Source organism: Roseovarius sp. MBR-79 (assembly GCF_053628555.1).
Window position 1 is genome coordinate 144,062 of record NZ_JBRJGP010000004.1, and the last position, 24,283, is coordinate 168,344.

At 66.4% G+C, this 24,283-nt stretch carries 24 protein-coding genes; 12 read left to right on the top strand and 12 right to left on the bottom strand.

The window, feature by feature from the left end; all coding sequences use genetic code 11:
• Positions 1–131 precede the first annotated feature (131 nt).
• The gene (locus ACSSV8_RS05515) at positions 132–425 is read right to left on the bottom strand and encodes an SCP2 sterol-binding domain-containing protein (RefSeq protein WP_354537425.1); all 294 of its coding nucleotides are present in this window, start codon (positions 423–425) and stop codon (positions 132–134) included.
• Between the two features lie 160 nt (positions 426–585).
• Here ACSSV8_RS05515 and dddP point away from each other — a divergent pair, with 160 nt between their 5' ends.
• Positions 586–1,929: a dimethylsulfonioproprionate lyase DddP gene (gene dddP / locus ACSSV8_RS05520; RefSeq protein WP_454281777.1), complete on the top strand. Its 1,344-nt coding sequence runs from the start codon at positions 586–588 to the stop codon at positions 1,927–1,929.
• A gap of 15 nt (positions 1,930–1,944) precedes the next feature.
• Here dddP and ACSSV8_RS05525 read toward each other — a convergent pair whose 3' ends face one another.
• On the bottom strand, positions 1,945–2,694 hold the full coding sequence (locus ACSSV8_RS05525; RefSeq protein WP_454281778.1) for a GGDEF domain-containing protein: 750 nt from the start codon (positions 2,692–2,694) through the stop codon (positions 1,945–1,947).
• A 197-nt stretch (positions 2,695–2,891) separates the two neighbouring features.
• Here ACSSV8_RS05525 and ACSSV8_RS05530 point away from each other — a divergent pair, with 197 nt between their 5' ends.
• The gene (locus tag ACSSV8_RS05530) at positions 2,892–4,103 is read left to right on the top strand and encodes a bifunctional alpha/beta hydrolase/OsmC family protein (RefSeq protein ID WP_454281779.1); all 1,212 of its coding nucleotides are present in this window, start codon (positions 2,892–2,894) and stop codon (positions 4,101–4,103) included.
• 166 nt (positions 4,104–4,269) lie between these two features.
• Here the strand turns inward: ACSSV8_RS05530 and ACSSV8_RS05535 are convergent, their stop codons facing one another.
• Both ACSSV8_RS05535 and ACSSV8_RS05540 read right to left on the bottom strand, forming a co-directional pair.
• Positions 4,270–5,199, bottom strand: coding sequence for a DMT family transporter (locus ACSSV8_RS05535; protein ID WP_454281780.1), 930 nt, complete (start codon positions 5,197–5,199; stop codon positions 4,270–4,272).
• Positions 5,196–6,005 carry an alpha/beta fold hydrolase gene (locus ACSSV8_RS05540; RefSeq protein ID WP_354537430.1) on the bottom strand — a complete coding sequence of 270 codons (810 nt, stop codon included), beginning with the start codon at positions 6,003–6,005 and terminating at the stop codon, positions 5,196–5,198. The genes ACSSV8_RS05535 and ACSSV8_RS05540 overlap by 4 nt, the downstream gene beginning before the upstream one ends.
• Positions 6,006–6,194: 189 nt before the next feature.
• Between ACSSV8_RS05540 and mscL the strand changes: the two genes are divergently transcribed.
• The gene (mscL, locus tag ACSSV8_RS05545; protein ID WP_354537431.1) at positions 6,195–6,617 is read left to right on the top strand and encodes a large conductance mechanosensitive channel protein MscL; all 423 of its coding nucleotides are present in this window, start codon (positions 6,195–6,197) and stop codon (positions 6,615–6,617) included.
• A gap of 21 nt (positions 6,618–6,638) precedes the next feature.
• On the opposite strand, the gene ubiG is transcribed toward mscL, so the two are convergent.
• The gene (gene ubiG / locus ACSSV8_RS05550; RefSeq protein WP_454281781.1) at positions 6,639–7,385 is read right to left on the bottom strand and encodes a bifunctional 2-polyprenyl-6-hydroxyphenol methylase/3-demethylubiquinol 3-O-methyltransferase UbiG; all 747 of its coding nucleotides are present in this window, start codon (positions 7,383–7,385) and stop codon (positions 6,639–6,641) included.
• Between the two features lie 49 nt (positions 7,386–7,434).
• Here ubiG and pip point away from each other — a divergent pair, with 49 nt between their 5' ends.
• The 6 genes from pip to infB all read left to right on the top strand — a co-directional run bounded on the left by pip (position 7,435) and on the right by infB (position 15,042).
• On the top strand, positions 7,435–8,409 hold the full coding sequence (gene pip, locus ACSSV8_RS05555; RefSeq protein ID WP_354537433.1) for a prolyl aminopeptidase: 975 nt from the start codon (positions 7,435–7,437) through the stop codon (positions 8,407–8,409).
• 39 nt (positions 8,410–8,448) lie between these two features.
• Positions 8,449–9,510 carry a cell division protein ZapE gene (zapE, locus tag ACSSV8_RS05560; RefSeq protein ID WP_454281782.1) on the top strand — a complete coding sequence of 354 codons (1,062 nt, stop codon included), beginning with the start codon at positions 8,449–8,451 and terminating at the stop codon, positions 9,508–9,510.
• Positions 9,511–9,636: 126 nt separating this feature from the next.
• The gene (rimP, locus tag ACSSV8_RS05565; RefSeq protein ID WP_454281783.1) at positions 9,637–10,212 is read left to right on the top strand and encodes a ribosome maturation factor RimP; all 576 of its coding nucleotides are present in this window, start codon (positions 9,637–9,639) and stop codon (positions 10,210–10,212) included.
• Between the two features lie 4 nt (positions 10,213–10,216).
• The gene (gene nusA / locus ACSSV8_RS05570) at positions 10,217–11,902 is read left to right on the top strand and encodes a transcription termination factor NusA (RefSeq protein ID WP_454281784.1); all 1,686 of its coding nucleotides are present in this window, start codon (positions 10,217–10,219) and stop codon (positions 11,900–11,902) included.
• A 23-nt stretch (positions 11,903–11,925) separates the two neighbouring features.
• On the top strand, positions 11,926–12,549 hold the full coding sequence (locus tag ACSSV8_RS05575) for an RNA-binding protein (protein WP_354537437.1): 624 nt from the start codon (positions 11,926–11,928) through the stop codon (positions 12,547–12,549).
• A gap of 6 nt (positions 12,550–12,555) precedes the next feature.
• Entirely contained in the window at positions 12,556–15,042 is a 2,487-nt protein-coding gene (gene infB / locus ACSSV8_RS05580) for a translation initiation factor IF-2 (protein ID WP_454281785.1), read from the top strand.
• Between the two features lie 117 nt (positions 15,043–15,159).
• On the opposite strand, the gene ACSSV8_RS05585 is transcribed toward infB, so the two are convergent.
• The 5 genes from ACSSV8_RS05585 to ACSSV8_RS05605 all read right to left on the bottom strand — a co-directional run bounded on the left by ACSSV8_RS05585 (position 15,160) and on the right by ACSSV8_RS05605 (position 19,018).
• Positions 15,160–15,471: an ETC complex I subunit gene (locus ACSSV8_RS05585; RefSeq protein ID WP_454281786.1), complete on the bottom strand. Its 312-nt coding sequence runs from the start codon at positions 15,469–15,471 to the stop codon at positions 15,160–15,162.
• A 152-nt stretch (positions 15,472–15,623) separates the two neighbouring features.
• Positions 15,624–16,127, bottom strand: a complete 504-nt coding sequence (locus ACSSV8_RS05590; protein ID WP_454281787.1) for an META domain-containing protein — start codon at positions 16,125–16,127, stop codon at positions 15,624–15,626.
• Between the two features lie 210 nt (positions 16,128–16,337).
• Positions 16,338–17,708: a glutamate--cysteine ligase gene (locus ACSSV8_RS05595; RefSeq protein WP_454281788.1), complete on the bottom strand. Its 1,371-nt coding sequence runs from the start codon at positions 17,706–17,708 to the stop codon at positions 16,338–16,340.
• Between the two features lie 66 nt (positions 17,709–17,774).
• Complete coding sequence (locus ACSSV8_RS05600) at positions 17,775–18,296, bottom strand: hypothetical protein (RefSeq protein ID WP_454281789.1); 522 nt, start codon at positions 18,294–18,296, stop codon at positions 17,775–17,777.
• Positions 18,293–19,018: a 16S rRNA (uracil(1498)-N(3))-methyltransferase gene (locus tag ACSSV8_RS05605; protein WP_454281790.1), complete on the bottom strand. Its 726-nt coding sequence runs from the start codon at positions 19,016–19,018 to the stop codon at positions 18,293–18,295. The genes ACSSV8_RS05600 and ACSSV8_RS05605 overlap by 4 nt, the downstream gene beginning before the upstream one ends.
• Before the next feature lie 11 nt (positions 19,019–19,029).
• Here ACSSV8_RS05605 and ubiA point away from each other — a divergent pair, with 11 nt between their 5' ends.
• The 3 genes from ubiA (at position 19,030) to ACSSV8_RS05620 (ending at position 22,289) form a co-directional block, all read left to right on the top strand.
• Entirely contained in the window at positions 19,030–19,992 is a 963-nt protein-coding gene (gene ubiA, locus ACSSV8_RS05610) for a 4-hydroxybenzoate octaprenyltransferase (RefSeq protein WP_354537444.1), read from the top strand.
• 61 nt (positions 19,993–20,053) lie between these two features.
• On the top strand, positions 20,054–21,967 hold the full coding sequence (locus tag ACSSV8_RS05615) for an OmpA family protein (RefSeq protein WP_454281791.1): 1,914 nt from the start codon (positions 20,054–20,056) through the stop codon (positions 21,965–21,967).
• Complete coding sequence (locus ACSSV8_RS05620; RefSeq protein WP_354537446.1) at positions 21,954–22,289, top strand: hypothetical protein; 336 nt, start codon at positions 21,954–21,956, stop codon at positions 22,287–22,289. The genes ACSSV8_RS05615 and ACSSV8_RS05620 overlap by 14 nt, the downstream gene beginning before the upstream one ends.
• Positions 22,290–22,296: 7 nt before the next feature.
• Here the strand turns inward: ACSSV8_RS05620 and ACSSV8_RS05625 are convergent, their stop codons facing one another.
• Together ACSSV8_RS05625 and hisD are read right to left on the bottom strand one after the other, a co-directional pair.
• Positions 22,297–22,977 carry an aspartate/glutamate racemase family protein gene (locus ACSSV8_RS05625; RefSeq protein ID WP_454281792.1) on the bottom strand — a complete coding sequence of 227 codons (681 nt, stop codon included), beginning with the start codon at positions 22,975–22,977 and terminating at the stop codon, positions 22,297–22,299.
• 9 nt (positions 22,978–22,986) lie between these two features.
• Entirely contained in the window at positions 22,987–24,282 is a 1,296-nt protein-coding gene (gene hisD, locus ACSSV8_RS05630; RefSeq protein ID WP_454281793.1) for a histidinol dehydrogenase, read from the bottom strand.
• Position 24,283 lies beyond the last annotated feature (1 nt).

Genomic DNA, 24,283 nt, shown 5'->3' on the forward strand with positions numbered 1-24,283 from the left:
GGCAAACCGAAACAGGCGCGATCCGCGCGCGGTCAGAGTGGCCGCCGCCTTGAAACGATATCGCGTCCCGGTGCCGGACGGGCGCGTCTTCAGGCGGCGCGGATGATGGCAAGGACCGGTGACGCAACGGATCAGCCCGCCGTCAGGATGCCCGATACCTTGAGCGCGCGCTGCACGTTGCCCTCGACCTTGAGCTTGCCGGACATGTAGGCCATCACCGGGTTCTGTTCGCCCGCAAGGATCGCGCGGAACACCTCGTCGCGCGCGCTCAGCACCACATCGGCGGGGCCGTCCCCGGCCTCTGCGCCTGCCTCGGTCAGAAGAACGCTGCCGTGACCCGCGATGTCGAGCCGCGCCACCCCCTTGATGCGCCCGCGCGCGAGCGGGGTGAGGCGCGTCACATAGTCCTCGATTATGGTGGTCATGGTCCTCTCCCTTCGGGTCTCGGCCGCGATCATCTCCGCCCCGCGCCGCGGCACAAGCGCGACCCTGCGTCACCTGCGCCGAAAACGACCCCTCGCCATGTCGCAACCGGGGATGCGGGCCGCGCGCGACCGTCCGACCATGGCCGGGGGAGGCCCTGTCATGAACACCCCTTACCGCGATACGCGCAAGATCGACCCGACATGTGGCCCGCGCCGGGGCGACAACACGCCTGACGATCCCGACCGGGTCGAGATCGGGCCGACGCGGTTGGCCTATGACGAATGGGCGGTGGCAGGACTGGAGCTGCCCGATTTGCAGGCGATGCGCCGGCACCGCTGGGCGCGGCTGACGGCGGCGGTTGTGGCGCGCGACTACGCCGGTCTCCTGCTCTTTGATCCGCTCAACATCCGCTATGCCACCGATTCGACCAACATGCAGCTTTGGAACACGCACAACCCGTTTCGCGCGCTGCTCCTGTGCGCCGACGGGCATATGGTGCTCTGGGATTACAAGAACGCGCCGTTTCTTTCGTCCTTCAACCCGCTCGTGGCCGAGGTGCGCTCGGGCGCGGATCTTTTCTATTTCGACCGGGGCGACAAGGTGGATGTGGCCGCCGACATCTTTGCCCGCGAGGTTGCCGCGCTCTTGGCCGAGCATAGCCCCGGCAACCGGCGGCTGGCGGTGGACAAGGTGATGCTGCACGGGCTGCGCGCGCTCGAGGCGCAGGGGCTCATGATCATGGAGGGCGAGGAGGTCACCGAAAAGACCCGCGCCGTCAAGAATCCCGACGAGATCCGGGCGATGCGCTGCGCGGTCCATGCCTGCGAGGCCGCCGTGCGCGCGATGGAGGATTTCGCCCGCGCGACTGTCGGCGACGGCAGGACCTGCGAAGACGATATCTGGGCCGTGCTCCATGCCGAGAACATCCGGCGCGGCGGCGAATGGATCGAGACGCGGCTTCTGGCCTCGGGGCCGCGCACCAATCCGTGGTTTCAGGAATGCGGGCCGCGTGTCGTGAAGATGAACGAGATCGTGGCCTTCGATACCGACCTGATCGGCAGCTACGGGATCTGCGTCGATATCAGCCGGACATGGTGGATCGGCGATGCCGCGCCCCGGCCCGACATGGTCGCGGCGATGCAGCACGCACATGAGCATATCATGGCGAATATGGACCTGCTCCGCCCCGGCATCGGCATCCCGGAGCTGAGCGCCAACTGTCACCGACTGGCCGAAAAATACCAGGCGCAGAAATATGGCTGCATGATGCATGGTGTGGGTCTGTGCGACGAGTGGCCACTGGTCGCCTATCCCGACATGGCCGTGCCGGGGGCGTTCGATTACGTGCTCGAGCCGGGCATGGTGCTCTGTGTCGAGGCGCTGGTGGGCGAGGTCGGTGGCGATTTCTCGATCAAGCTGGAGGATCAGGTCCTCATCACCGAAACAGGATACGAGAACCTGACGCGCTACCCGTTCGATCAGGCGTTGCTGGGCCGGGGCTGATGGAGGCTGATCCTCTTATTCCGCCGCCGTGCCCATCGGGATCGCCGCGCCGTCCTGCGCGGGATCGAACATGAAGGCCCGGTCGCGCCCCGCATGCTTGGCGCGGTAAAGGGCGCGGTCGGCCTGCTGGATGGCACTGTCCATGTCGCCGCCGGGCGGCAGGGTGGCAACCCCGAAACTCGCCGTCAGGCGCAGCGTATGCTCGCCAAAGAAGATCGGGCTCGCGCGCACACGCGCGGCCAGACGTTCGGCCACGGCAAGCCCCTCATCGGCCCCGGCCCCCATGATGACGATGACGAATTCCTCACCGCCGAAGCGCGCGACAAGATCGGCGGCACGGCAATTGGCGGTCAGCATGGCCGCGAACTGTCGCAGCGCCTGATCGCCCGCGAAATGGCCGTAACGGTCGTTGAACCCCTTGAAATTGTCGATATCGGTGACGATCACGGCGCAGGTGCCGCCGTTCATTGCCCCGGCCCGCTGATAAAAGCTGAGCCGTGTATGAACCCCGGTCAGCATGTCGTGATGCAGCGCATGTTCGAGCCGGTCACCCAGGCGGGCCACCTCGCGCATCCGCTGGCCCACGAACCACGCGATCGGGGCCGCGAGCACAAGCGCCATGGCCGATCCGGGCAAAAGCGTGCGCGTCGCCAGATCCATCGGCAACACGGTAAAGCGCAACCCGATGCTGCCCAGAAGAACGACCCCCGAGATCACCGCCGTAAAGCGCCAGACATCGGCACCCGTGCGCACCTGCCAGGACATGACCCGCCCTCTCCTTTGACCCGCGCTCAGGATGGCCGAAGCAGGTTAACAGCGGGTGGCGCGCCGCCCGCGAAATGCCAAGGATTTGAAGCGAATCCCCGGCATCCCTCACCATCGCGTGACCTGCGGGGGCCAAGGGTGGCGGGCGCGGGGCGGGCTGCTTACTCTCCCGGACGACAAGCGACAAAGGATGCGCAATGCCCACCGAACGCCTGACCTTCACCGGCCATGACGGCCACGAACTTGCCGCCCGTCTCGACCTGCCCGAGGGGCCGCATCTGGCAACGGCGCTTTTCGCGCATTGCTTTACCTGCTCCAAGGACATCCCCGCCGCGCGGCGCATCGCGGCGCGGCTCGCGGGGGCGGGCATTGCCGTGCTGCGCTTTGACTTCACCGGGCTGGGCCATTCGGGGGGCGAGTTCGAGAACACGTCCTTTACCTCGAACGTGCAGGATCTGGAGCGCGCCGCCGAGGCACTTTCGGCGCGCGGCATGGCCCCCGGCTTGCTTGTCGGACACAGCCTTGGCGGCGCGGCGGTGCTGGCGGCGGCGGGACGAATCAAGAGCGTGCGCGCGGTCGTCACCATCGGCGCGCCCTTCGATCCCGGCCATGTCACCCATAATTTCGCAGGCGCGCTTGAGCGGATCGAAGAGGATGGCGTGGCCGAGGTGACGCTTGGCGGGCGGCCCATCCGCATTGGCCGGGATTTCGTCCGCGATGTGCAGGCCGAGACCCTGCGCGACAAGATCGCGGGGCTGGGCCGCGCCCTTCTGGTGATGCACGCGCCGCGCGACGCCACCGTCGGCGTCGAGAACGCCGCCGAGATCTTCAAGGCCGCGAAACACCCCAAGAGCTTTGTCACCCTCGACGATGCCGACCACCTCATCACCGATGCCGGTGACGCCGAATACGCAGCAAAGGTGATCGCAGCCTGGGCCACGCGGTATCTCGACCTTGCGCCGCCCGCCCCTCCGCCCGGCGCACCCGAAGGGATCGTTCGGGTGAGCGAGGCCGACGCGCAGGGTTTCTTGCAGGACGTGAACGCGGGCCCCTCGCATCACATGCTGGCCGATGAACCTGCGGCCTATGGCGGCACCGATCGCGGCATGTCGCCCTACGGGTTTCTCGCCGCGGGGCTGGGGGCCTGCACCTCGATGACCATCCGCATGTATGCGCGGCGCAAGGACTGGCCGCTTGCCCATGTCAGCGTCGATATCTGCCACCACAAGGTTCATGCGCAGGACGCCGACAGCCGCGCCGAGGCCAAGGTGGACCGTTTCGTGCGCACCATCCGGCTTGAGGGCGACCTGAGCGAGGAACAGCGCGCGCGCCTGATGGAGATCGCCGACCGCTGCCCGGTCCACCGCACGCTGGAGCAAAGCGCGGTGATCGAGACGCGGGCGGCCTGAGACAAGGCGTTTTGCGCGCGTGCTGACGGGGTGAATAGCCTGTTTCTGTCGTTGACGTCTTGCCTTCGCGCGGAACAAAGGCGCGGAACGCGCCGCCGCGCATCGTTCCCCTTCAGCCCAAGAGCGGCCCAGTGCACAGCACAGGGCAGCTTGTGTCACGCGACGATCAGGACCGCCCGAGCGCGCGCAGGCGTGGCCAGTAAAGCTCGACCACCACGCAGGCGGTGACGAGCACGATGGCCAGCACCTGCAACAGCGTCGGGTAGGAGCCGAGGATCAGCACCGCCAGCGCCGCCGCGATGATCGGCTTGAGAAAGAAGAGATAGGAGGCGCGGGTGATGTCGGGTGCCGCCGACAGCCCGCCGAACCACATGAGTTGCGTGATCGTGGTGTTCCAGAGCGCGAGCACCACCAGCGACCAGGCCGCAAGTGCCGGTTTCTCAACGATGCTGAGGGGGTTGACCCATGTCCCCCAGGCCGCGCCCACCAGAAACCACAGGCCGATGCCGCCGATCATCATCGTGAGCGCGATGATCTTGAGCCCGCCGTGGCGCCCCATCACCGGCTTGATCAGCACCGCGTAAAACGAGCCGAGCGCGGCGCAGCCCATGGCCAGAAGCACGCCCGGCAGCGTGCCCGCCTCGCCCGCCAGCGCGGCCAGCGCGCCATCGGTCAGCAATACCGCAATGCCCAGCACCGCAAGCAGGCCGGTGATCATCTTGACCGTGCCGGGATGCACGCCGTTCACCACCCAGTTGGCGATGCCGACAAAGATCGGGATCGTGGTGGTGACCGTGGCCACCTGAATGACGGTCGCGTAATCGAGCGCCCAGTGAAAGAAGAGATAGGTGACGGTGACGCCCATCAGCGACAGCCAGACGATATTGAGCCCCTCCTTGCGCAGCGGCGTGATCAGGTCGCGGCTGTCCCGGTCCCAGAGCGCCCAGAGGATGAGGCCGAAGCCGCCCAGCAGGTAACGCCAGACGCTTGTTTCCGGCCCTGCCACGCCCGAAAGCTTGGCGAAAAACTCGCTGCTGGCATGCCCCGCGACGCCGATCATCACCGCCGGATAGGCCCATTTCTCGGGGATGTTCATTGGCAGGTCTCCGCGCCGAAGCGCGCAAGGCTTGCGGCCAGCCGGTCGGGCGCTTCCTGTGGTAGCAGGTGGCCCGCCTCGGCCCAGTCCTCGCGCCGTGCATCGGGCAGGGTGGCATAGAGCCTGTCCACCACCTCGCGGTCCAGAAAGACGCGGTCCTGAAGCCCGGTGATGACCAGAACCGGCAGGGTGAGGGTGCTGTAATCGAGCGCCCAGTCGGCATGGGCGGCGTTGCGCATCAGGTTCATGTGGCCATGCTCGGGTGGCAGCGGCGCATAGCCGCCCTTGAGAAAATTGCCCCGCGCCTTCGCGGCGAAATCGCCGTTGACCAGCAGCGGAAAGAGCGCGTCAAGAAAGAGCGACACGCCACCATGTTCGACGATTTGCGCCATGGCGGTATTGACCCAGTCGATGCGCGGCCCGATCTCGCGCAACGTGTTGAGCAGCACGAGACCCTGCACCTGCGCACCGTTCAGCACCGCGCGCGCGGCGTAAAGCCCGCCGATGGAGAGGCCCACAAGGATGGGCCGCGCGGGGGAAACCTCGGCCAGCAACCGCTCCAGATCCGCGACGATCACCCTTTCGGTCAGCGCCAGCGCCGGATCGAAGGGCGAGTCCGCCTGCCCGCGAAAATTGTAGCTCAGCGTGCCGAAGCCCTGCGCGCGCAGCGCGGGCGCTACCGCCGCTTCCCAGGCATCGGTGGACCCCGTCAGCGCGTTGACGAAAACGAAGGTGGCGGCCCCATCCCGCGACGGCCCATGGTGAAGGTAGAAAAGCGCGTCGGTCTCGGTCAGGGGAAGGTGCATGGCGATCTCCGTCAGGGCGTCCGTGCGCACGCTAGGCGAGGGTCGGGGCGCGTGCAAGAGGGTGAGCGCGGCGCGATCTTTCCCCTGCCCGCGCGGCAAGATTTTTCGCTGGCCCTTGTGTGACATATGCTAAACACGCGCCGTGGGTGGACGAAGTCACCCGGTATCAGTGTCACAAGAGGGACGGACATGATTCAGGAATTCAAGGCATTCATCGCCAAGGGCAATGTCATGGACATGGCCGTGGGCATCATCATCGGCGCGGCGTTCACCGCGATTGTCGGCTCGATGGTGTCCGATCTCATCAACCCGATCATCAGCCTGTTTCTTGGCGGCATTGATTTCTCGGGCCTTTATATCGTTCTCGGCTCGGGCGATTATGCCTCCATCACCGCCGCCGAAGAGGCGGGTGCCGCCGTCTTTGCCTATGGCCGCTTCATCATGGCGGTGATCAATTTCCTCATCATCGCCTGGGTGGTGTTCATCCTGGTCAAGCTGGTCAACCGTGCCAAGGATGTGGCGTCCAAGCCCAAGGAAGCGGCCCCGGCAGAAGACCCCGGCCCGAGCGAGCTTGATATCCTCATGGAAATTCGCGACGCGCTCAAGAAGTAGGGCGCACCCCTGACGGGCGGCTCAGGCCGCCCGCAGGCTGGCGGTGACGTAATTCACGCTCAGGTCGCGCGCGGACAGGCGCCATTGCCAGGTGATCGGGTTGAAGACGAACCCCTTGCGGTCCACCGGATCGAGACCCGCTTTGCGCAAGAGATCGTAAAGCTCATCGGGCGTGATGAATTTCGACCAGTCATGCGTCCCCTTGGGCAGCCAGCGCATGACATATTCCGCGCCGACAATGGCCATGGCAAAGCTTTTCGGATTGCGGTTGATCGTCGAGCAGATATGCAGCCCGCCGGGCTTCAACAGATCGTGGCAGGCGCGCAGATAGGTCAGCGGGTCGGCGACATGTTCGACCACCTCCATGTTGAGCACCACGTCGAACCGCTCTCCGGCTGCGGCCATGTCCTCGGCTGTGGTGTGACGGTAGTCGATGACAAGGCCCGACTGTTCGGCATGGAGTTGCGCCACGGGGATGTTGCGCGGCGCGGCATCGGCCCCCACCACATCGGCACCAAGCCGCGCCATCGGCTCGCTCAGCAGGCCGCCACCGCAACCGATATCGAGCAGGCGCAGCCCGTCAAAGGGCCGCGCGGTGCCGAGGTCGCGGTCGAACTCGGCGGCGATCTGCGATGTGATATAGTCGAGCCTGCAAGGGTTGAGCATGTGCAGCGGCTTGAACTTGCCGTTCGGGTCCCACCATTCGGCGGCCATCGCCTCGAATTTGGCGACCTCGGCGGGATCGATTGTGCTCTGCGCGACTTGCATTCCGGTCTCCGTGTGGCTCAATTGGTGACGGGCGATATATAGGACATCCATGGACAAAGTCTCGGGCCATAAAAGCGCAGTGCAATATCTGCACCCCCCCGTCGAGCCCTTTGAGCGGCGGATGCTCGATGTGGGCGACGGCCATTCGATCTATGTCGAACAGTCGGGGCGGCGCGACGGCCTGCCGGTGGTGGTGCTGCATGGCGGGCCGGGGGGCGGATCAAGCCCGGCGATGCGGCGCTATTTCGACCCCGAGGTGTATCGGATCGTGCTTTTCGATCAACGCGGTTGTGGTCGATCCAAGCCCCATGCCAGCGTCGAGGCCAACACGACATGGCATCTGGTGGCCGATATCGAGCGCATCCGCGAGGCGCTCGGGCTCGAAAGCTGGTTCGTCTTCGGCGGAAGCTGGGGCGCGACGCTGGCGCTGATTTATGCCCAGACCCATCCCGACCGCGCGCGCCACCTGATCCTGCGCGGCGTCTTTACCATGACCGAGGCCGAGCTTCAGTGGTTCTATGGCGGGGGGGCTGCGGCCTTCTGGCCCGAGACATGGGCGCGGTTCATAACCCTCATCCCCGAGGTCGAGCGCGGCGACATGATTGGCGCCTATCACAAGCGGCTCTTTTCCGGTGACATGGCGCAGGAGATCACCCATGCCAAGGCGTGGTCGGCGTGGGAAAACGCACTGGCCACCGTCCATTCCACCGGGGTGGGCGGCGACAGTCCCGCCGATTACGCGCGTGCCTTCGCCCGGCTGGAGAATCACTATTTCCTCAATCGCGGCTTTCTCGATCAGGACGGGCATATCCATGCCAACATGGGCCGCATCGCCCATATCCCCGGCACCATCGTGCAGGGACGCTATGACATGATCTGCCCGCCCGCCGCCGCGCACCGGCTGGCCGCGCTCTGGCCTGCCTGCGATCTGCGGATGGTGCCGCTCGCCGGTCACGCCCTCTCGGAGCCGGGGATCAGCGCCGAACTTGTGGGCGTCATGCGGCGACTCGCGGAACGCGGCTGAGCATTGCCGCCCAAGAGGCATCGCGGTATGCGAACGCTCATGGAAACGCTTCCCGATCTCTATGCCCGGCTTGTCGCCGAGGGCAAGCTCACGCCCGATCCGGCGCAAGAGGCCCTCCTGCCCGAGTTCGAACGCATCCGCGCCGCCCTTGCCGAGACCCCGCCCAAGGGATGGTTCCGCCGCGCGCCAGACCCGCCCAAGGGACTTTACATCTGGGGCGGCGTGGGGCGCGGCAAGTCGATGCTGATGGATCTCTTTGTCGATACGCTGGACGTGCCCAACCGGCGGGTGCATTTCCACGCCTTCATGCAGGAGATACACGCGGGCCTTCACGCCGCGCGCGCGCGGGGCGAGGCCGACGCGCTGGCCCCGGTGGCGGCCGAAGTGGCGAAATCCGTTCGCCTGCTGGCCTTCGACGAGATGCAGATTACCGACATCACCGATGCGATGATCGTGGGGCGGCTCTTCGAGGCGCTTTTCGCCGCCGGGGTGGTGGTGGTGACCACATCCAACCGCGTGCCCGACGATCTTTACAAAAACGGGTTGAACCGGCAGCTTTTCCTGCCTTTCATCGCGCTGCTGAAAGATCGGATGGTCGTGCATGAAATGGTCAGCGCCACCGATTACCGCCAGAATCGGCTGGCGGGCGCGCAGACATGGTTCACCCCGCTCACGTCCGCGAATCGGGCCGTGATCGAAACCATCTGGCAGGACATGACCGGCGGTCAGGCCGCGCCCCACGAGATCATCGTCAAGGGGCGCGCAGTGGAGGTCCCCGCCTTTCACAACGGTGTTGCGCGCGCCGCGTTCTATGATCTGTGCGGCCGCCCGCTCGGCCCTGCCGACTATCTCGCGCTCGCACAGTCGGTTCGCCTGCTGGTCCTGGAGAACATCCCCCAACTGGGCCGAACGAATTTCAACGAGGCGAAACGATTCGTTACCCTCATCGACGCGCTTTACGAGGCGCGCGTGCAGGTGATCTGCTCGGCGGCGGCGGACCCGGAGTTTCTCTATATCGAGGGCGAAGGCTCTTTCGAGTTCGAGCGCACCGCCAGCCGGTTGCGCGAAATGCAGTCAGACGGCTGGGGCGCGCCCGCGTGAAATCGGCGCTTGCAAAGCCCGGAACGGGGGCCTATATGAACGTTCAACAGCGGCACCTCGGGGTCTCCGATGGTTCCACCGGGAAACAGGACGGGCCGCGCGCCCGTTTTTTTGTGCTTGGACGACATGACAAACGACCTCATCGCAAAGGCCGCCATTGACCGAAGGCTGGCAGAGATCATCACCCCGGTGATCGAGGACATGGGCTTCGAGCTTGTGCGCGTGCGCCTCATGGGCGGCAAGACCCACCTGCTTCAGATCATGGCGGACCGGCCCGAGGGCGGTATCGAGGTGGACGATTGCGCCGCCATCAGCACCGCCATCAGCGCCGTCCTCGATGTGGAGGACCCCATCCTTGACGCCTACACGCTGGAAGTGTCGAGCCCCGGCATCGACCGGCCGCTGACCCGGCTCAAGGATTTCGAGGCCTTCGAGGGCTATGAGGCGCGGCTTGAAACCGCCGAACTGATCGACGGGCGCAAACGCTTCAAGGGCGTGCTCGCGGGGGTCGAGGGCAACGAGGTGCTGATCAATATCGAGGAAGGCACCATCGGCCTCGATTTCGACTGGCTGAGCGATGCCAAGCTGATCCTGACCGACGAGCTGATCCGCGAGATGCTGCGCGCGCGCAAGGCCGCAGGCGTGATCGACGAGACGCAATTTGACGAGATAGAAACCGAGAGCGGTTCCGAGGAGGACTGAGACCATGGCAATCACATCCGCCAACCAGCTTGAGCTGTTGCAGACCGCCGAGGCGGTGGCCCGCGAAAAGATGATCGACCCCGGCCTCGTGATCGAAGCCATGGAAGAGAGCCTCGCCCGCGCCGCCAAGAGCCGCTACGGCTCGGAAATGGACATCCATGTAAAGATCGACCGCAAGACGGGCCGCGCCGCCTTTACCCGCGTGCGCACCGTGGTCGAGGAAGCGGCGCTGGAGAATTATCAGGCCGAATTCACGCCTGAGCAGGCCAAGGCCTATTTCATCGCCGCAACGCCGGGGCGTGACGAGTTCTGGATGCGCGACGGCGTGCGCATCGACCCCGTTGAGGCCGGCACGCCGCAGGTGGGCGACACGTTCCACGAGGCCGTGCCGCCGGTGGAAATGGGCCGCATCGCCGCGCAGAGCGCCAAGCAGGTGATCCTGCAAAAGGTCCGCGAAGCCGAGCGCGACCGCCAATACGAGGCGTTCAAGGATCGCGCAGGCACCATCATCAACGGCGTGGTCAAGCGCGAGGAATACGGCAATATCATCGTCGAGCTTCAGGGCTATGGCGAGGCGGTTCTGCGCCGCAACGAAAAGATCGGCCGCGAGGCCTATCGTCCCGGCGAACGTCTGCGCGCCTATGTCAAGGATGTGCGCCGCGAGCAGCGCGGGCCGCAAATCTTCCTGTCGCGCACCGATCCGCAATTCATGGCCGAATTGTTCAAGATGGAAGTGCCCGAGATCTACGACAACATCATCGAGATCAAGGCTGTCGCCCGTGATCCCGGCAGCCGCGCCAAGATCGCCGTGATCAGCTATGACAGCTCGATCGACCCGGTCGGCGCCTGCGTGGGGATGCGCGGCAGCCGTGTTCAGGCCGTCGTGAACGAGCTTCAGGGCGAAAAGATCGACATCATCCCGTGGAACGAGGATCAGGCCACGTTCCTTGTCAACGCGCTGCAACCCGCCGAGGTGGCCAAGGTCGTGATCGACGAGGACGCGCAGCGCATCGAGGTGGTGGTGCCCGAGGATCAGCTTTCGCTTGCCATCGGGCGGCGCGGGCAGAACGTGCGGCTGGCAAGCCAACTGACCGGGCTTGACATCGACATCGTGACCGAGGCGCAGGACAGCGAGCGCCGCCAGAAGGAATTCGAGGAGCGCACCAGGCTCTTCATGGACACGCTCGATCTGGATGAGTTCTTTGCCCAGCTTCTGGTGGCCGAGGGGTTCACCAATCTCGAAGAGGTGGCTTATGTGGAGGTCGACGAACTTCTGGTCATCGACGGGGTTGACGAAGAGACCGCCGGAGAGCTTCAGGCGCGCGCGCGCGACGTGATCGAGGCGCAGGCTGCGGCGGCGCTTGAGGAGGCGCGTGCCCTTGGGGCCGAGGACAGCCTGATCGGCTTCGAGGGGCTGACCCCGCAGATGGTGCTGGCGCTGGCCAAGGACGACGTCAAGACGCTGGAGGATTTCGCCACCTGCGCCGATTGGGAACTGGCCGGCGGCTGGACGACGGTAGAGGGCGCGCGCGTCAAGGATGACGGGATACTGGAGCCCTTCGACATCTCGCTGGAAGAGGCGCAGGACATGGTGATGACCGCCCGCGTGATGCTGGGCTGGGTGGACCCCGATGATCTTCTGCCCGAGACCGAAGCGGTCGAGGGCGGCGAAGAGGAGGCCGGGGCCTGATCCGTCAGGCTCCGGGGTCAGGCATGGGTCGCGGCGGGCACCCAAAGGATCGCGCGGACGGTCCCGAACGCAAGTGCATCGCCACGGGCGAGGTGCGCCCGAAATCGGCGCTCGTGCGCTTCGTGATCGGGCCTGATGGCGCGGTGGTGCCCGACATCGCGGCCAAGCTGCCGGGGCGTGGCATCTATGTGGTGCCGGACCGCGCCGCCATCGAGCGCGCGGCGACCAAGGGGCTTTTCGCGCGCGCCGCGAAACAGCCGGTGACGGTGCCCGAGGGGCTGGCCGCGCAGGTCGAGGCGCTGATCGCGCGCCGGGTGATCGACCTCATCAGCCTTGCGCGCAAGGGCGGGGGCGCGGTGGCCGGGTATGAGAAGGTCAAGGACCGGCTCGCGCGCGAAGAGGTGCGGGTTCTGCTTCAGGCCAGCGATGGCTCGGAGCGCGGCAAATCGGGCCTGAGCACGCCCGAAGGCGGCACCTATATCGGCTGGCTGACCGCCGACGAGCTTGGTCAGGCCTTCAGCCGTCAAACCACGATCCACGCCGTGCTGGGCTATGGAGGTTTGGCGCAACGTGTTGTAGAGGAGGCGGCAAGACTGAAAGGTCTGCGCGTCTCGGACGGCGGGACTGCCCGCCGGAAAGGAAAGTAAGAGCAAATGAGCGACAACGACGGAAAGAAACCCTTGGGTGTGCGTGGCGGTCCCCGTGCGGGGAACGTGAAGCAAAGCTTCAGCCATGGACGCACCAAGAACGTCGTGGTGGAAACCAAACGCAAGCGCGTGGTCGTGCCCAAGCCGGGCGCGTCCGTGGGCGTGGGCAGCTCACCCTCCGTCGCCGCCTCCGGGGCCACCAAGCGCCCTGCGGGGATTTCCGATGCCGAGCTTGAACGCCGGATGAAGGCACTCGCCGCCGCAAAGGCACGCGAGGCCGAGGATGCCATCCGCCGCGAGGCGGAGGAAAAGGCCCGCGAGGAAGACCGCCAGCGCCGCCGCGAAGAGGCCGAAGCCAAGGAGCGCGAGCAGCGCGAGGCCGAGGACCGCGCGCGCCAGAAAGCCGAGGAAGACGAGATCCGCGTGCGCGAGGCCGCCGAGGCCAAGGCACGCGAGAGCGCCCCCGCCCCCGCGCCCGATACCGGAGAGCGTCCCGGCCCGGCCAAGGGGCCGACCCCGGTTGCCCCGCGCCGCCGCGAAGAAGATGACCGCGACAATCGCCGCAACAAGAGCCGGACAGCAGGCGACGATGGCCGCCGCACCGGCAAGCTCACGCTCAATCAGGCGCTTGCGGGCGAAGGCGGTCGCCACAAATCCATGGCCGCGATGAAGCGCAAGCAGGAGCGTGCGCGTCAAAAGGCCATGGGCGGGATGCAGGAGCGCGAAAAGGTCGTGCGCGACGTGCAACTGCCCGAGGTGATCGTCGTTTCCGAGCTTGCCAACCGCATGGCCGAGCGCGTCGGCGACGTGGTCAAGTCGCTCATGCAGATGGGCATGATGGTGACGCAGAACGAACCGATCGACGCCGATACCGCCGAACTCATCATCGAGGAATTCGGCCACCGCATCGTGCGGGTCAGTGATTCGGATGTCGAGGACGTGATCGACGCGGTCGACGACAAGCCCGAGGATCTCAAGCCGCGCTCGCCCGTCATTACCATCATGGGCCATGTGGATCACGGCAAGACCTCGCTTCTCGATGCAATCCGCGATGCCAAGGTCGTCGCGGGCGAGGCCGGGGGCATCACCCAGCATATCGGGGCCTATCAGGTCACCACCGACAGCGGCACACTGCTCACCTTCCTCGACACGCCGGGCCACGCCGCCTTTACCTCGATGCGCGCACGCGGCGCGCATGTGACGGATATCGTCGTGCTGGTCGTGGCCGCCGATGATGCGGTGATGCCGCAGACCATCGAGGCCATCAACCACGCCAAGGCCGCAGGCGTCCCGATGATCGTGGCGATCAACAAGATCGACCTGCCCGCCGCCGATCCCGACAAGGTGCGCTCGGATCTTCTGCGCCACGAGGTCGTGGTCGAGAAGATGTCGGGCGACGTGCAGGATGTCGAGGTGTCGGCCATGACCGGGCAGGGTCTTGACGAGTTGCTCGAGGCGATCGCGCTTCAGTCCGAGATCCTGGAGTTGAAGGCCAACCCGGATCGTGCCGCCGAAGGTGCCGTGATCGAGGCGCAGCTTGACGTGGGCCGCGGCCCTGTCGCCACCGTTCTGGTTCAGAAAGGCACGCTCAAGCAGGGCGATATCTTCGTCGTGGGCGAGCAATACGGCAAGGTCCGCGCGCTGGTCAACGACCGGGGCGAGCGCATCAAGGAGGCCGGTCCATCCACACCGGTCGAGGTGCTGGGCCTCAACGGCACGCCCGAGGCGGGTGACGTTCTCAACGTGGTCGAGACCGAGGCGCAGGCGCGCGAGATCGCCACTTACCGCCACGAGAAGGCCAAGGAGAGACGCGCCGCCGCCGGGGCGGGCGCCTCGCTCGAGCAGCTTCTGGCCAAGGCCAGGGAAGACAAGAACGTCAAGGAACTGCCGATTATCGTCAAGGCGGATGTGCAGGGCTCTGCCGAGGCGATCGTTCAGGCGATGGAAAAGATCGGCAACGAGGAGGTGCGCGTCCGCGTGCTTCATTCCGGCGTCGGCGCGATCACCGAATCCGATATCGGTCTGGCCGAGGCGTCCGGCGCGCCGGTTCTGGGCTTCAACGTCCGCGCCAACGCGCCCGCCCGCAACAGCGCCAACCAGAAGGGCGTGGAAATCCGCTACTACTCGGTGATCTACGACCTGGTGGACGATGTGAAAGCGGCGGCAAGCGGCCTTCTGGGCAACGAGATCCGCGAGAAATTCATCGGCTACGCCAAGGTCAAGGAGGTCTTCAAGGTCTCCAACGTGGGCAAGGTGGCGGGTTGCCTCGTCACCGAGGGCGTGGCGCGCCGCTCGGCCGGTGTTCGCCTTCTGCGCGACGACGTGGTGGTCCACGAGGGCACGCTCAAGACGCTCAAGCGGTTCAAGGACGAGGTGGCCGAGGTGCAGTCCGGTCAGGAATGTGGCATGGCCTTTGAAAATTACGACGATATCCGCGAGGGCGATGTCATCGAGATCTTCGAGCGCGAGGAGGTCACGCGCAGCCTCGCCTGAGCGGGTTGTGCGTTCCTGCGCCGGGGGCGGGCCGCCCCCGGCGCCCGCCCCCTGACGCGGCAGGCGGACAGGGCGACGCCGGTCCCGGCCGCACGGAAATCGGTCATGGGAATCGGTTCAGTGCGTCCAGACCTGCCGCCGCGAAGTGGCAAAGTTCTCGCCGTAACCGCCGGGGCGGATATTGGGCTTGCGGGGCTTGGGTTCCTGCACCACGGCATCGATGCCGTGATCCTTGGCATATTCGAGCGCGGCCTCCCTCGTCGGGAAGCGCAACCGCACCTGCGCCTGGGTATCGCCGGACGACACCCACCCCATGAGCGGATCGACGTCGCGTGCCTTGGCGGGCACGAATTCGAGAACCCAATGCCTGGTCCTGGCGGTGCCCGACTGCATTGCGTTGCGGGCGGGTTTGTAGATGCGCGCGGGCATGACATTCTCCTGAGCCTGACGCATGTCTTATTCCAAAATCGCATCGGCGCGACAAGGGCAAGAATACCGATCCCGGTCATGTGAACATCGGCGACGCCAACCGCTGCCCCGTCAGATCATGCGCCGGCGCGGGCCAGTCGCAGCCATGCGCCTCAGCGCACGACCTCGATCAACACCTCGTCGCGCGGCCCGCCAATGAGATGCAGCGCACCGTCAGCGCCCAGATCGAACCTTCGGACATTTTCGAGCGCGTCGAGCATCTGCCGCTCTTGCGCCATAAGCGCGTCGGAACAGGCCATCAGCGTCGAGCCAAGCGCGCCGAACGCGAGCCCCTCGCCGGTAAGCGTGAAATCCCCGATAAAGCGATTGCAGCCGGTGCTGCCGTAGCGGATCACCACCTCGACCGGCATCCCGGCGTCTTTCAGCTCGGCCACCACGGTCTTGTTGAGCATCTCCTCGGCGCGGGCCATCTCTTCGCGGCGGCGCTTGTGGCGCTCTTCCAGCTCGCTGGCGCTCAGGAAGGAATACGGCGACCATTCAAGCACATGCGCGATCACGATCGTGCCGCCCTGCGCGCGGGCCCGCTCGACAGCGAATTCCAGCGCGCGCCGCGCCGACACGCTGCCGTCGTAGCCGACGACGAATTTATCGGACATTCTGGGGTCTCCCTCGTTTGTTTCGTCATCCGGGTATTCAAGGCCCGGTATTCAAAACTAACAGGGATTCGCCTCACGATTTTCCCGGAATCGACCGTTTCGCAAGCCGAACGGATTGAAATGCTACAGATTAGTGACTTTCACGCAAGATTTTCCCTGAATCGGCCATTTCGCAGTTGCGGCATTGCGCCGCGCGGCCGCGAGTCGCGCTCAGTAACTGTAATCGGCATAGATGCGGCTCAGATCGCCTTGCCAGTCGCCGTGATAGCGGGCGAGAAGGTCATCGGCGGGGGTGCGGCCGCTCTCGACACTCTCGCGCAGCGCATCGAGGAAATGGGTCTCGTCGGGAATCATGCCGCCGCCACCGGGCCGCGCCCGCGCCCTGAGCCCGGCATGGGACAGGTCCACCACCTCGCGCGCGAGGCTGTGCATGTCGATGCCCCCCACCTTCGCCTGAAGCCCGTCCACGCTGGCCGCGACGCGCAGGTTGTCGCGGGTCTCGGCATCCCACGATTTGCACAGGTCCCAGGCGGCATCGAGCGCGGATTGGTCATACATCAGCCCCACCCAGAAGGCCGGCAGCGCACAAAGCCTGCGCCACGGTCCGCCATCGGCCCCGCGCATCTCCATGAATTTCTTGATCCGCGCCTCGGGGAAAATGGTGGTGAGGTGATCGGCCCAATCGCTGAGGGTGGGTTTCTCACCCGGCAGGGCAGGCAACTCGCCGCGCAGGAAATCGCGGAAGCTTTGCCCCAAGGCGTCGATATAACGCCCGTCGCGGTAGACGAAATACATCGGCACATCGAGCGCATACTCTGCATAGGCCCCGAACCCGAAGCCCTCGTCAAAGACAAAGGGCAGCATCCCCGTGCGCGCCGCATCGAGGTCACGCCAGACACGCGCGCGCCAGGATTTGTGCCCGTTAGGCTTGCCCTCGAAAAAAGGTGAATTGGCGAAAAGCGCGGTGGCCACGGGTTGCAGCGCCAGCGCCACGCGGAATTTCTGCACCATGTCCGCCTCGGATGAGAAATCGAGATTGACCTGCACGGTGCAGGTGCGGCGCATCATGCTGCGGCCCATGGTGCCGACCTTTTGCATATAGCTGTCCATCAGCTTGTAACGGCCCTTGGGCATGAGCGGCATGTCGTCATGCATCCAGATCGGGGCTGCCCCAAGGCCGATAAAGCCCACCCCCACCTTGTCGGCGATGTCCTTGACGTCGCGCAGATGATCGTTCACCTCGTCGCAGGTCTGATGGATCGTTTCCAGCGGCGCGCCGCTCAGTTCGAGTTGCCCGCCCGGCTCGAGGCTCACGTTCGCGCCGTCCTTTTCCAGCCCGATGAGGTGGCCCCCCTCCTCGACCGGGGTCCAGCCATGCCCGTCGCGCAGCCCCTCGAGCACGGCAAGGATCGAGCGCGGCCCCTCATAGGGCAGAGGCCGCAGCGTGTCCTTGCAATAGCCGAATTTCTCGTGCTCGGTGCCGATGCGCCAGTCGGATTTGGGTTTGCACCCGCTCGCCAGATACTCGGCAAGCTGGCTTTGATGCTCGATCGGCCCGCCGCCGGATTGGGGAATGGACATGCTCGGGTCTCCTGAACGGCGTGCGTTTTTGTCGGGGGCCAGAGTTGGCGGTATTCCGCGCGGGTGTCAATGCAGCCTTGGGTAGGATGTCGAACGCATGTGCCGCTGCCAGATCGTCTCGGGCGCGGGGCCGGGGCGGCGCATCCGCGCCAGCATATGCTCGGTGCGCAGGCCGGGAAGCGCGGCGAAGGCATCGAAAAGCGCCTCCGCCCCTTCGGCATCGAGCGGAATACGCAATGCGGGCTGACCCGGTTGGCTGAGCACCCAATGCGGCCCCTCGGGATCGAGGCCCAGCGCGGTGATCTCCGACAGTGCCACTGCGCCGCCGGTGACAGGGCCGAGATAGGCAATCAGCCCCTCATCCACCACCACCACCCCCGGCCCGCCCGCACCGCGGCGAAACCGCACCCGCTGCACCCCGGCGAGGCCAAGCGCGGCGGCCGCGGCCAGCAACGCCCAGCCCAGCCATGCCAGGAGGCCAAAGCCGGTGAGCGCCCACCACAGGCCAAGCGCGGCCAGACCAAGCGCCACCAGCACCTCGCGCCAGCGGCGCAGGGTATGGGACGCGCCGGGGCGCACAAGGCTCATCCCCAGTCCCCGCAACTCAGTTGCCAGAGCGTGAGCGCGGCAACGGCGGCGGTATCGGCGCGCAGGATGCGCGGCCCCAGGCTGATGGCATGGGCCTGCGGCAAGGCGTGGAGGCGCGCGCGCTCGGCCCCGGAAAATCCACCTTCGGGGCCGATCAGCACGGCCCACGCACCGCCGGTGCCACCGGGCAAGGCGGGCGCGGTGCCCACAAGCGCCTCGTCACAAAACATCAGGTGCCGGTCCTCGGGCCAGTCCACAAGCAGCCGGTCAAGGCGCGTGAGATCGGCCACCTCGGGCACGAAAGTGCCGCCACATTGCTCGGCGGCCTCGACGGCGTGGGCCTGAAGCCGGTCCTGCCGGATACGCTCGGAATTGGTGAAATCGGTCTGCACCGGCAAGATGCGCGCGGCCCCCATCTCCGCGGCTTTCTCGACGATGAAATCGGTGCGCGCCTTCTTGATCGGCGCAAAGATCAGCCACAGGTCGGGCGGGTTGCGCTGCGGCGCGGTCTGCACGTCGCAGGTGAGAAGCCCGCCGCGCTTTCCCGCCTCCGCCACCACCGCGCGCCATTCGCCGTCGCGCCCGTTGAACACGCGCACTCCGTCCCCCGGCCCCAGCCGCATCACCCCGAAGAGGTAATGCGCCTGCGGCTGGCTCAGAGGAAGGGTTTGCCCTTCCCCCAGCGGGTGCTCTAGATAAAGCCTGATCTTGTCCCCTGTCATGAGGCCAGCATATGAGCGAGGGAAACCGGACACCAGAGGCGACAAAGGCCGTCGCCGATGCCTATGCGGGCAACTGGGTGGACCGCTGCGCCCCCGAGGCCACGCGCCCCTACCTCCGGCTCAGCCGCGCCGACCGGCCTATCGGCACGTGGCTGTTGCTGTTGCCGTGCTGGTGGGGGCTGTTGCTGGCGATGCTGGCAGACGGGCGCGCGGGCTGGCATGACGCGTGGATATTCGCGGGCTGCGGCATCGGCGCGGTGCTGATGCGCGGGGCGGGCTGCACCTGGAACGACATCACCGACCGCGACATCGACGGCTCTGTGGCGCGCACCGCCCTGCGGCCCATCCCTTCGGGACAGGTGCGCGTGCGCGGCGCGCTTCTATGGATGGGGGCGCAGGCGCTGGTGGCGTTCCTGATCCTGCTCACGTTCAACACGGCGGCGATTGCGCTTGGCGTGCTCGCGCTTTTGCCGGTGGCGGTCTATCCCTTCGCCAAGCGGTTTACGTGGTGGCCGCAGGTATTTCTTGGCCTTGCGTTCAACTGGGGCGCGCTACTGGCTTGGACCGCGCATTCGGGGCGGCTGGAGGTGCCATCGGTGGTGCTCTATCTCGCCGGGATCGCCTGGACGCTTTTCTATGACACGATCTATGCCCATCAGGATGCCGAGGATGACGCGCTCATCGGGGTGAAATCCACGGCACGGCTTTTTGGCGAGAATTCTCCGCGCTGGCTGCGGCGGTTTCTGGTGGCGACGGTGGCGCTCATGGCGGTGGCGATCATTCTGGCAGGCCCGCCGAACCCCGTGGCGCTCATGCTTGCGCTTGGCGGGGTCTGGGCGATGGGATGGCACATGCACTGGCAATTGCGCCGGCTCAGGCTCGACGATACAGCGCGCCTCCTGCATCTTTTCCGCTCCAACCGCGATGCAGGGCTTCTGCCTGTGCTGTTTTTCGCCGGTGCGCTTCTGGTCTGATTGCGCTTGGCCGGACGCGCGCCTAAGACGGGACGTGTTTCAACGACCAAGGCCGCCGCGCATGCGCCTCTCCACTCTCTTGACCATCGGCGGGACGTTTCTCGGGGCGGGCGTGCTCTGTGTCGTGGCAGCAGGCTTTGCCGTGAGCGCCATCGAGGACGGCTCCCGCAGCGCGGTGCGTGATGCGCTCGACGCGCGCGGCATGCACTGGGCCGAGGTCGGCTCCGACGGGCTTCAGGTATTTTTGGCCGGCACCGCGCCAAGCGAGGCCGCGCGCTTTGCCGCGCTCTCGGTGGCGGGGTCGGTGGTGGACGCGGCGCGCGTGCTCGATCAGACCGTGGTGGCAGAGGGCGAGGTGCTCGCCACGCCACAATTCGCCATCGAGATCCTGCGCAACGAGCGGGGAATTTCCCTGATCGGTCTCGTGCCTGCGACCCTCGACCGGCAAAAGTTCATGGAAGATATTGCCGAGGCGACCAATGGCGCGCCGGTGGCCGATCTGCTCGATGCCGCCGATTATCCCGCGCCCGCCACATGGCGGCCCGCGCTGCGCTATGCCGTGCGCTCGCTCGGGCTTTTGCCGCGGAGCAAGATTTCCGTGACCGCCGAGCGCGTCGAGATCACCGCAATGGTGGACAGCGCCGCCGAGAAGAACCGGGTCGAGATCGATCTGGCCCGCCGCCCCCCCGAGAATGTCGTGCTTGCGCTCGACATCTCCGCCCCCCGCCCGGTGATCACGCCTTTTACCCTGCGCTTTGTGATCGACGAGCGCGGCGCGCGCTTCGATGCGTGCTCTGCCGATACCGACGAGGCGCGCGACCGCATCCTGCGCGCGGCCGGGCGCGTCGGGCTGAGCGCGCGCGCGGAATGTGTCGTGGGCATGGGCGTGCCGGCACCGCAATGGGCGCGCGCCGCCGAAGAGGCGATTGCCGCACTGGCAAAGCTGGGCGCGGGCAGTGTAACCTTCACCGATGCCGATATTGCGCTGCTGGCCGAGGCGGGGACCGATCAGGTCCTCTTTGATGATGTGGTGGGCGCGCTCGAGGTGGCCTTGCCCGAGGTGTTCGCGCTCGATGCCACGCTGCCGCCGCTGCCGGACGCAAGCGCGCCGCTGGCACCCGAATTCATCGCCACGCTCTCGCCCGAAGGGCAGGTGCTGTTGCGCGGGCGCGTGGACAGCGAACGGATGCGCGAGACGGTCACGAGTTTTGCGCGCGCCCGGTTTTCCTCCGGTGCCGTGCACACGACGGCGCGGGTGGCCGAGGGGTTGCCACGCGATTGGCCGATGCGGGTGCTTCTGGCGCTTGAGGCGCTTAGCCACCTCGAGAACGGCGCCGTGACCGTCACCCCCGAGCGGCTGGACATAACGGGCAAGACCGGGCGCAAATCCGCCGGGTCCGAGATTGCGCAGCTGCTGGCCGACCGCCTTGACGGAACCGAGAAATTTTCCATCGACGTGACCTATCAGAAAAAACTTGATCCATTGGCAAGCCTGCCCACCCCCGAGGAATGCGAGACGCAGGTCGCCGAGGTGCAGAGCGCGCAGAAGATCGGCTTCGAGCCGGGCTCGGCCAGGATCGACAGCGCAGGGGCCGTGATCCTCGATGCCATCGCCGACATCCTCAAGGCCTGTGGCGAGATCCGCATGGAAATCGGCGGCCATACCGACAGCCAGGGCCGCGAGGAAATGAACGGACAATTGAGCCTCGAGCGCGCGCGCGCGGTGCTCGATGAATTGCGCCTGCGCCGCGTGTTGACATCCATGATCGACGCGAAAGGCTATGGCGAGAGCCGCCCGATTGCCGATAACGACACCGAAGAGGGGCGCGAGACCAATCGTCGGATCGAATTTCGGGTGATTCGCCCCGAGCCCGTGGCCGAGGTGCAGACAGGGCTTGAAAGCCTCGAGGATACGGGGGAAGAAGGCGCAGTCGTCACGGACAGTCAGGACCCATCCGCGGATGAACAGAACTGAATTCATCATCGCCACGGCCATCGTGCTTTTCGTGGCGTTCTGCATGGGGTGGTTCGCCAACTGGCTGGTGCACCGTTTCGTGCGGGTGCAGGCGTCGGATGTGGGAGAGTTGGAGCGGCTGGCGCAGGAACTGCACGAGGCCGAGGAAACCCGCGATCAGGCCATCACCTATCTGCAACAGCGCGAGGCCGAACTGACCAATCAGCTCAGCCAGGCGGAGGCGGAATTGTCGGCCACCATGGAGGGACTGCGCGAAGCCCGCTACGAGGCCGAGCATCTGCGATTGCATCTCGAAAAGGTCGCGGGCCGCGCGGCGGAATAGACCGGCCTCAGCCTTGGGCAAAATCCACAATTGCGGATGTCAGGCAATCGAGGCTGTCGGTCCTCGAAACCCCCTCGGGCAGCGCATCGGTCATCAGCGACAATTCGGTGCAGGCGATGAGCAGGTGATCGGCCCCCTGTGACAAAAGCGCCTCGGCCTCGGCCCGGAGACGGGGGCGCAAAGGGCCGAGCGGCGTGCCGCCCTTGACGGCGCGGATAATTCCCAGAAGCGCCGCGTCGTCCTCGAGAAAGACGGGTGTCAGACCACGGGTGGCGAAAGGCGCGTCGAACACCCCCGCCAGCCGCGTTGCGGGCGAGGCCAGCATCCCCACGCGCCGCGCGCCGCTCTGCGTCAGATGCGCGGCGGTCAGATCCAGCATGTCGAGAAAGGGCAGGTCGGACGCGGCGCGGATCGCGGGCGCATAATGGTGGGCCGTGTTGCAGGGCATGGCGAGGGCCTTTGCGCCGCCTGCGGCCAGATCGCGTGCCATCCGGGCAAGCGTCGGGCCGGGATCGTCTCCGCCGCCCTCGATCAGCGCCTTGATGCGGCTCGGCACCTGCGGGTTCTGATGGACAAGAAGCGGCACGTGATCCGCGTCGTCGTGCGCGGGCACCGCAGCCAGCACCTTTTGCATCAGCAGGATGGTGGCCTCGGGTCCCATGCCGCCAAGAATCCCGACTGTCTTCATGCGCGTGTCCTAGCCCGTTGAGGAGAGGGCACGACGGCCCGCGCCCATGCGGATATCTGCGCTGCGCGCGTGCCCCTCCATCCCCTCGGCACGGCTCAGCCGCGCCGTCACACCGGCGATTTGGTCAAGCGCCTGAGGCGCGACCTTCTGCCAGGTGACGGTTTTCAGGAACTTGTGCACCGACAGCCCCCCTGTGTAGCGCGCCGCCCCCGAGGTGGGCAAGACATGGTTCGGCCCCGCCGCCTTGTCGCCGAAGGCCACAGTGGTCGCCTCACCGAGAAAGAGCGATCCATAGGCCGTCAGGCGGCCAAGCCACCAATCGAGACCCTCGGCCTGCACATGCAGGTGCTCGGGCGCGCGGGCATCGGCATGGGCGGCCATCTCCTCGGGCGTATCGCAGAGCACCACCTCCGCCAGATCACCCCAGGCCGCCTGCGCCGCGCTGCGGTTGGGGTCGGGCAGGCTGGCGATGAGGGCGGGCACGCGGGCGATCACCGCTTCGGCAAGCGGGCGATGCGTGGTGGCGAGCCAGACCGGCGAATTGGCCCCGTGCTCCGCCTGCCCCACAAGATCGGCGGCGACGGTCCCGGGATCGGCGCTGTCATCTGCAAGGATCAGGCTGTCGGTGGGCCCCGCCACCATGTCGATGCCGACGGGGCCGAAAAGCTGCCGCTTGGCCTCGGCCACGTAGGCATTGCCGGGACCGACAAGGATATCGGCGCGCGGCGCACCGAAAAGACCAAAGGCCATGGCGGCAATGCCCTGCACCCCGCCCATGCACAGGATGCGCGACGCGCCGGCAAGGTGCATCGTGTAAAGCAGCGCATCGGGGATGCCCGCCCCGCCCGAGGGCGGCGAACAGGCGGTGATGTCGGGCACGCCCGCCGCGCGCGCCGTGGCGATGGACATGAGCGCCGAGGCGATGTGGCTATAGCGCCCGCCCGGCACGTAACACCCCGCCGCCTGCACGGGGATCTGTTTCTGGCCTGCGATCAGGCCGGGGCGCAGCTCGATCTCCATGTCGCGCGCGGTGGCGCGCTGTGCCTCGGCAAAGCGGCGGATGTTGTCATGCGCCCAGGCAATATCCTCCCGCAGGGCCTGCGGCACCCGCGCGCTTGCCGCCTCGATCTCGGCGCGGCTGACGGTGACAGCCCCCTGCCAGCCGTCAAGGACCCGGGCATATTCCAGCGCCACCTGCGCGCCCCCCACCCGCAGCCGCGCCAGCATGATGCGCACCGTGTCGGCGATATCCGCCTGGGTCTCGGGCGGGGTCTCGGTGGCGGTCTTGAGATAGGTGATGGTCATG

Bases quoted from the DNA above. Each gene is read 5' to 3' on its own strand.
- ACSSV8_RS05515 (WP_354537425.1), bottom strand. From the start codon at position 425: ATGACCACCATAATCGAGGACTATGTGACGCGCCTCACCCCGCTCGCG.
- dddP (WP_454281777.1), top strand. From the start codon at position 586: ATGAACACCCCTTACCGCGATACGCGCAAGATCGACCCGACATGTGGC.
- ACSSV8_RS05525 (WP_454281778.1), bottom strand. From the start codon at position 2,694: ATGTCCTGGCAGGTGCGCACGGGTGCCGATGTCTGGCGCTTTACGGCG.
- ACSSV8_RS05530 (WP_454281779.1), top strand. From the start codon at position 2,892: ATGCCCACCGAACGCCTGACCTTCACCGGCCATGACGGCCACGAACTT.
- ACSSV8_RS05535 (WP_454281780.1), bottom strand. From the start codon at position 5,199: ATGAACATCCCCGAGAAATGGGCCTATCCGGCGGTGATGATCGGCGTC.
- ACSSV8_RS05540 (WP_354537430.1), bottom strand. From the start codon at position 6,005: ATGCACCTTCCCCTGACCGAGACCGACGCGCTTTTCTACCTTCACCAT.
- mscL (WP_354537431.1), top strand. From the start codon at position 6,195: ATGATTCAGGAATTCAAGGCATTCATCGCCAAGGGCAATGTCATGGAC.
- ubiG (WP_454281781.1), bottom strand. From the start codon at position 7,385: ATGCAAGTCGCGCAGAGCACAATCGATCCCGCCGAGGTCGCCAAATTC.
- pip (WP_354537433.1), top strand. From the start codon at position 7,435: ATGGACAAAGTCTCGGGCCATAAAAGCGCAGTGCAATATCTGCACCCC.
- zapE (WP_454281782.1), top strand. From the start codon at position 8,449: ATGGAAACGCTTCCCGATCTCTATGCCCGGCTTGTCGCCGAGGGCAAG.
- rimP (WP_454281783.1), top strand. From the start codon at position 9,637: ATGACAAACGACCTCATCGCAAAGGCCGCCATTGACCGAAGGCTGGCA.
- nusA (WP_454281784.1), top strand. From the start codon at position 10,217: ATGGCAATCACATCCGCCAACCAGCTTGAGCTGTTGCAGACCGCCGAG.
- ACSSV8_RS05575 (WP_354537437.1), top strand. From the start codon at position 11,926: ATGGGTCGCGGCGGGCACCCAAAGGATCGCGCGGACGGTCCCGAACGC.
- infB (WP_454281785.1), top strand. From the start codon at position 12,556: ATGAGCGACAACGACGGAAAGAAACCCTTGGGTGTGCGTGGCGGTCCC.
- ACSSV8_RS05585 (WP_454281786.1), bottom strand. From the start codon at position 15,471: ATGCCCGCGCGCATCTACAAACCCGCCCGCAACGCAATGCAGTCGGGC.
- ACSSV8_RS05590 (WP_454281787.1), bottom strand. From the start codon at position 16,127: ATGTCCGATAAATTCGTCGTCGGCTACGACGGCAGCGTGTCGGCGCGG.
- ACSSV8_RS05595 (WP_454281788.1), bottom strand. From the start codon at position 17,708: ATGTCCATTCCCCAATCCGGCGGCGGGCCGATCGAGCATCAAAGCCAG.
- ACSSV8_RS05600 (WP_454281789.1), bottom strand. From the start codon at position 18,296: ATGAGCCTTGTGCGCCCCGGCGCGTCCCATACCCTGCGCCGCTGGCGC.
- ACSSV8_RS05605 (WP_454281790.1), bottom strand. From the start codon at position 19,018: ATGACAGGGGACAAGATCAGGCTTTATCTAGAGCACCCGCTGGGGGAA.
- ubiA (WP_354537444.1), top strand. From the start codon at position 19,030: ATGAGCGAGGGAAACCGGACACCAGAGGCGACAAAGGCCGTCGCCGAT.
- ACSSV8_RS05615 (WP_454281791.1), top strand. From the start codon at position 20,054: ATGCGCCTCTCCACTCTCTTGACCATCGGCGGGACGTTTCTCGGGGCG.
- ACSSV8_RS05620 (WP_354537446.1), top strand. From the start codon at position 21,954: ATGAACAGAACTGAATTCATCATCGCCACGGCCATCGTGCTTTTCGTG.
- ACSSV8_RS05625 (WP_454281792.1), bottom strand. From the start codon at position 22,977: ATGAAGACAGTCGGGATTCTTGGCGGCATGGGACCCGAGGCCACCATC.
- hisD (WP_454281793.1), bottom strand. From the start codon at position 24,282: ATGACCATCACCTATCTCAAGACCGCCACCGAGACCCCGCCCGAGACC.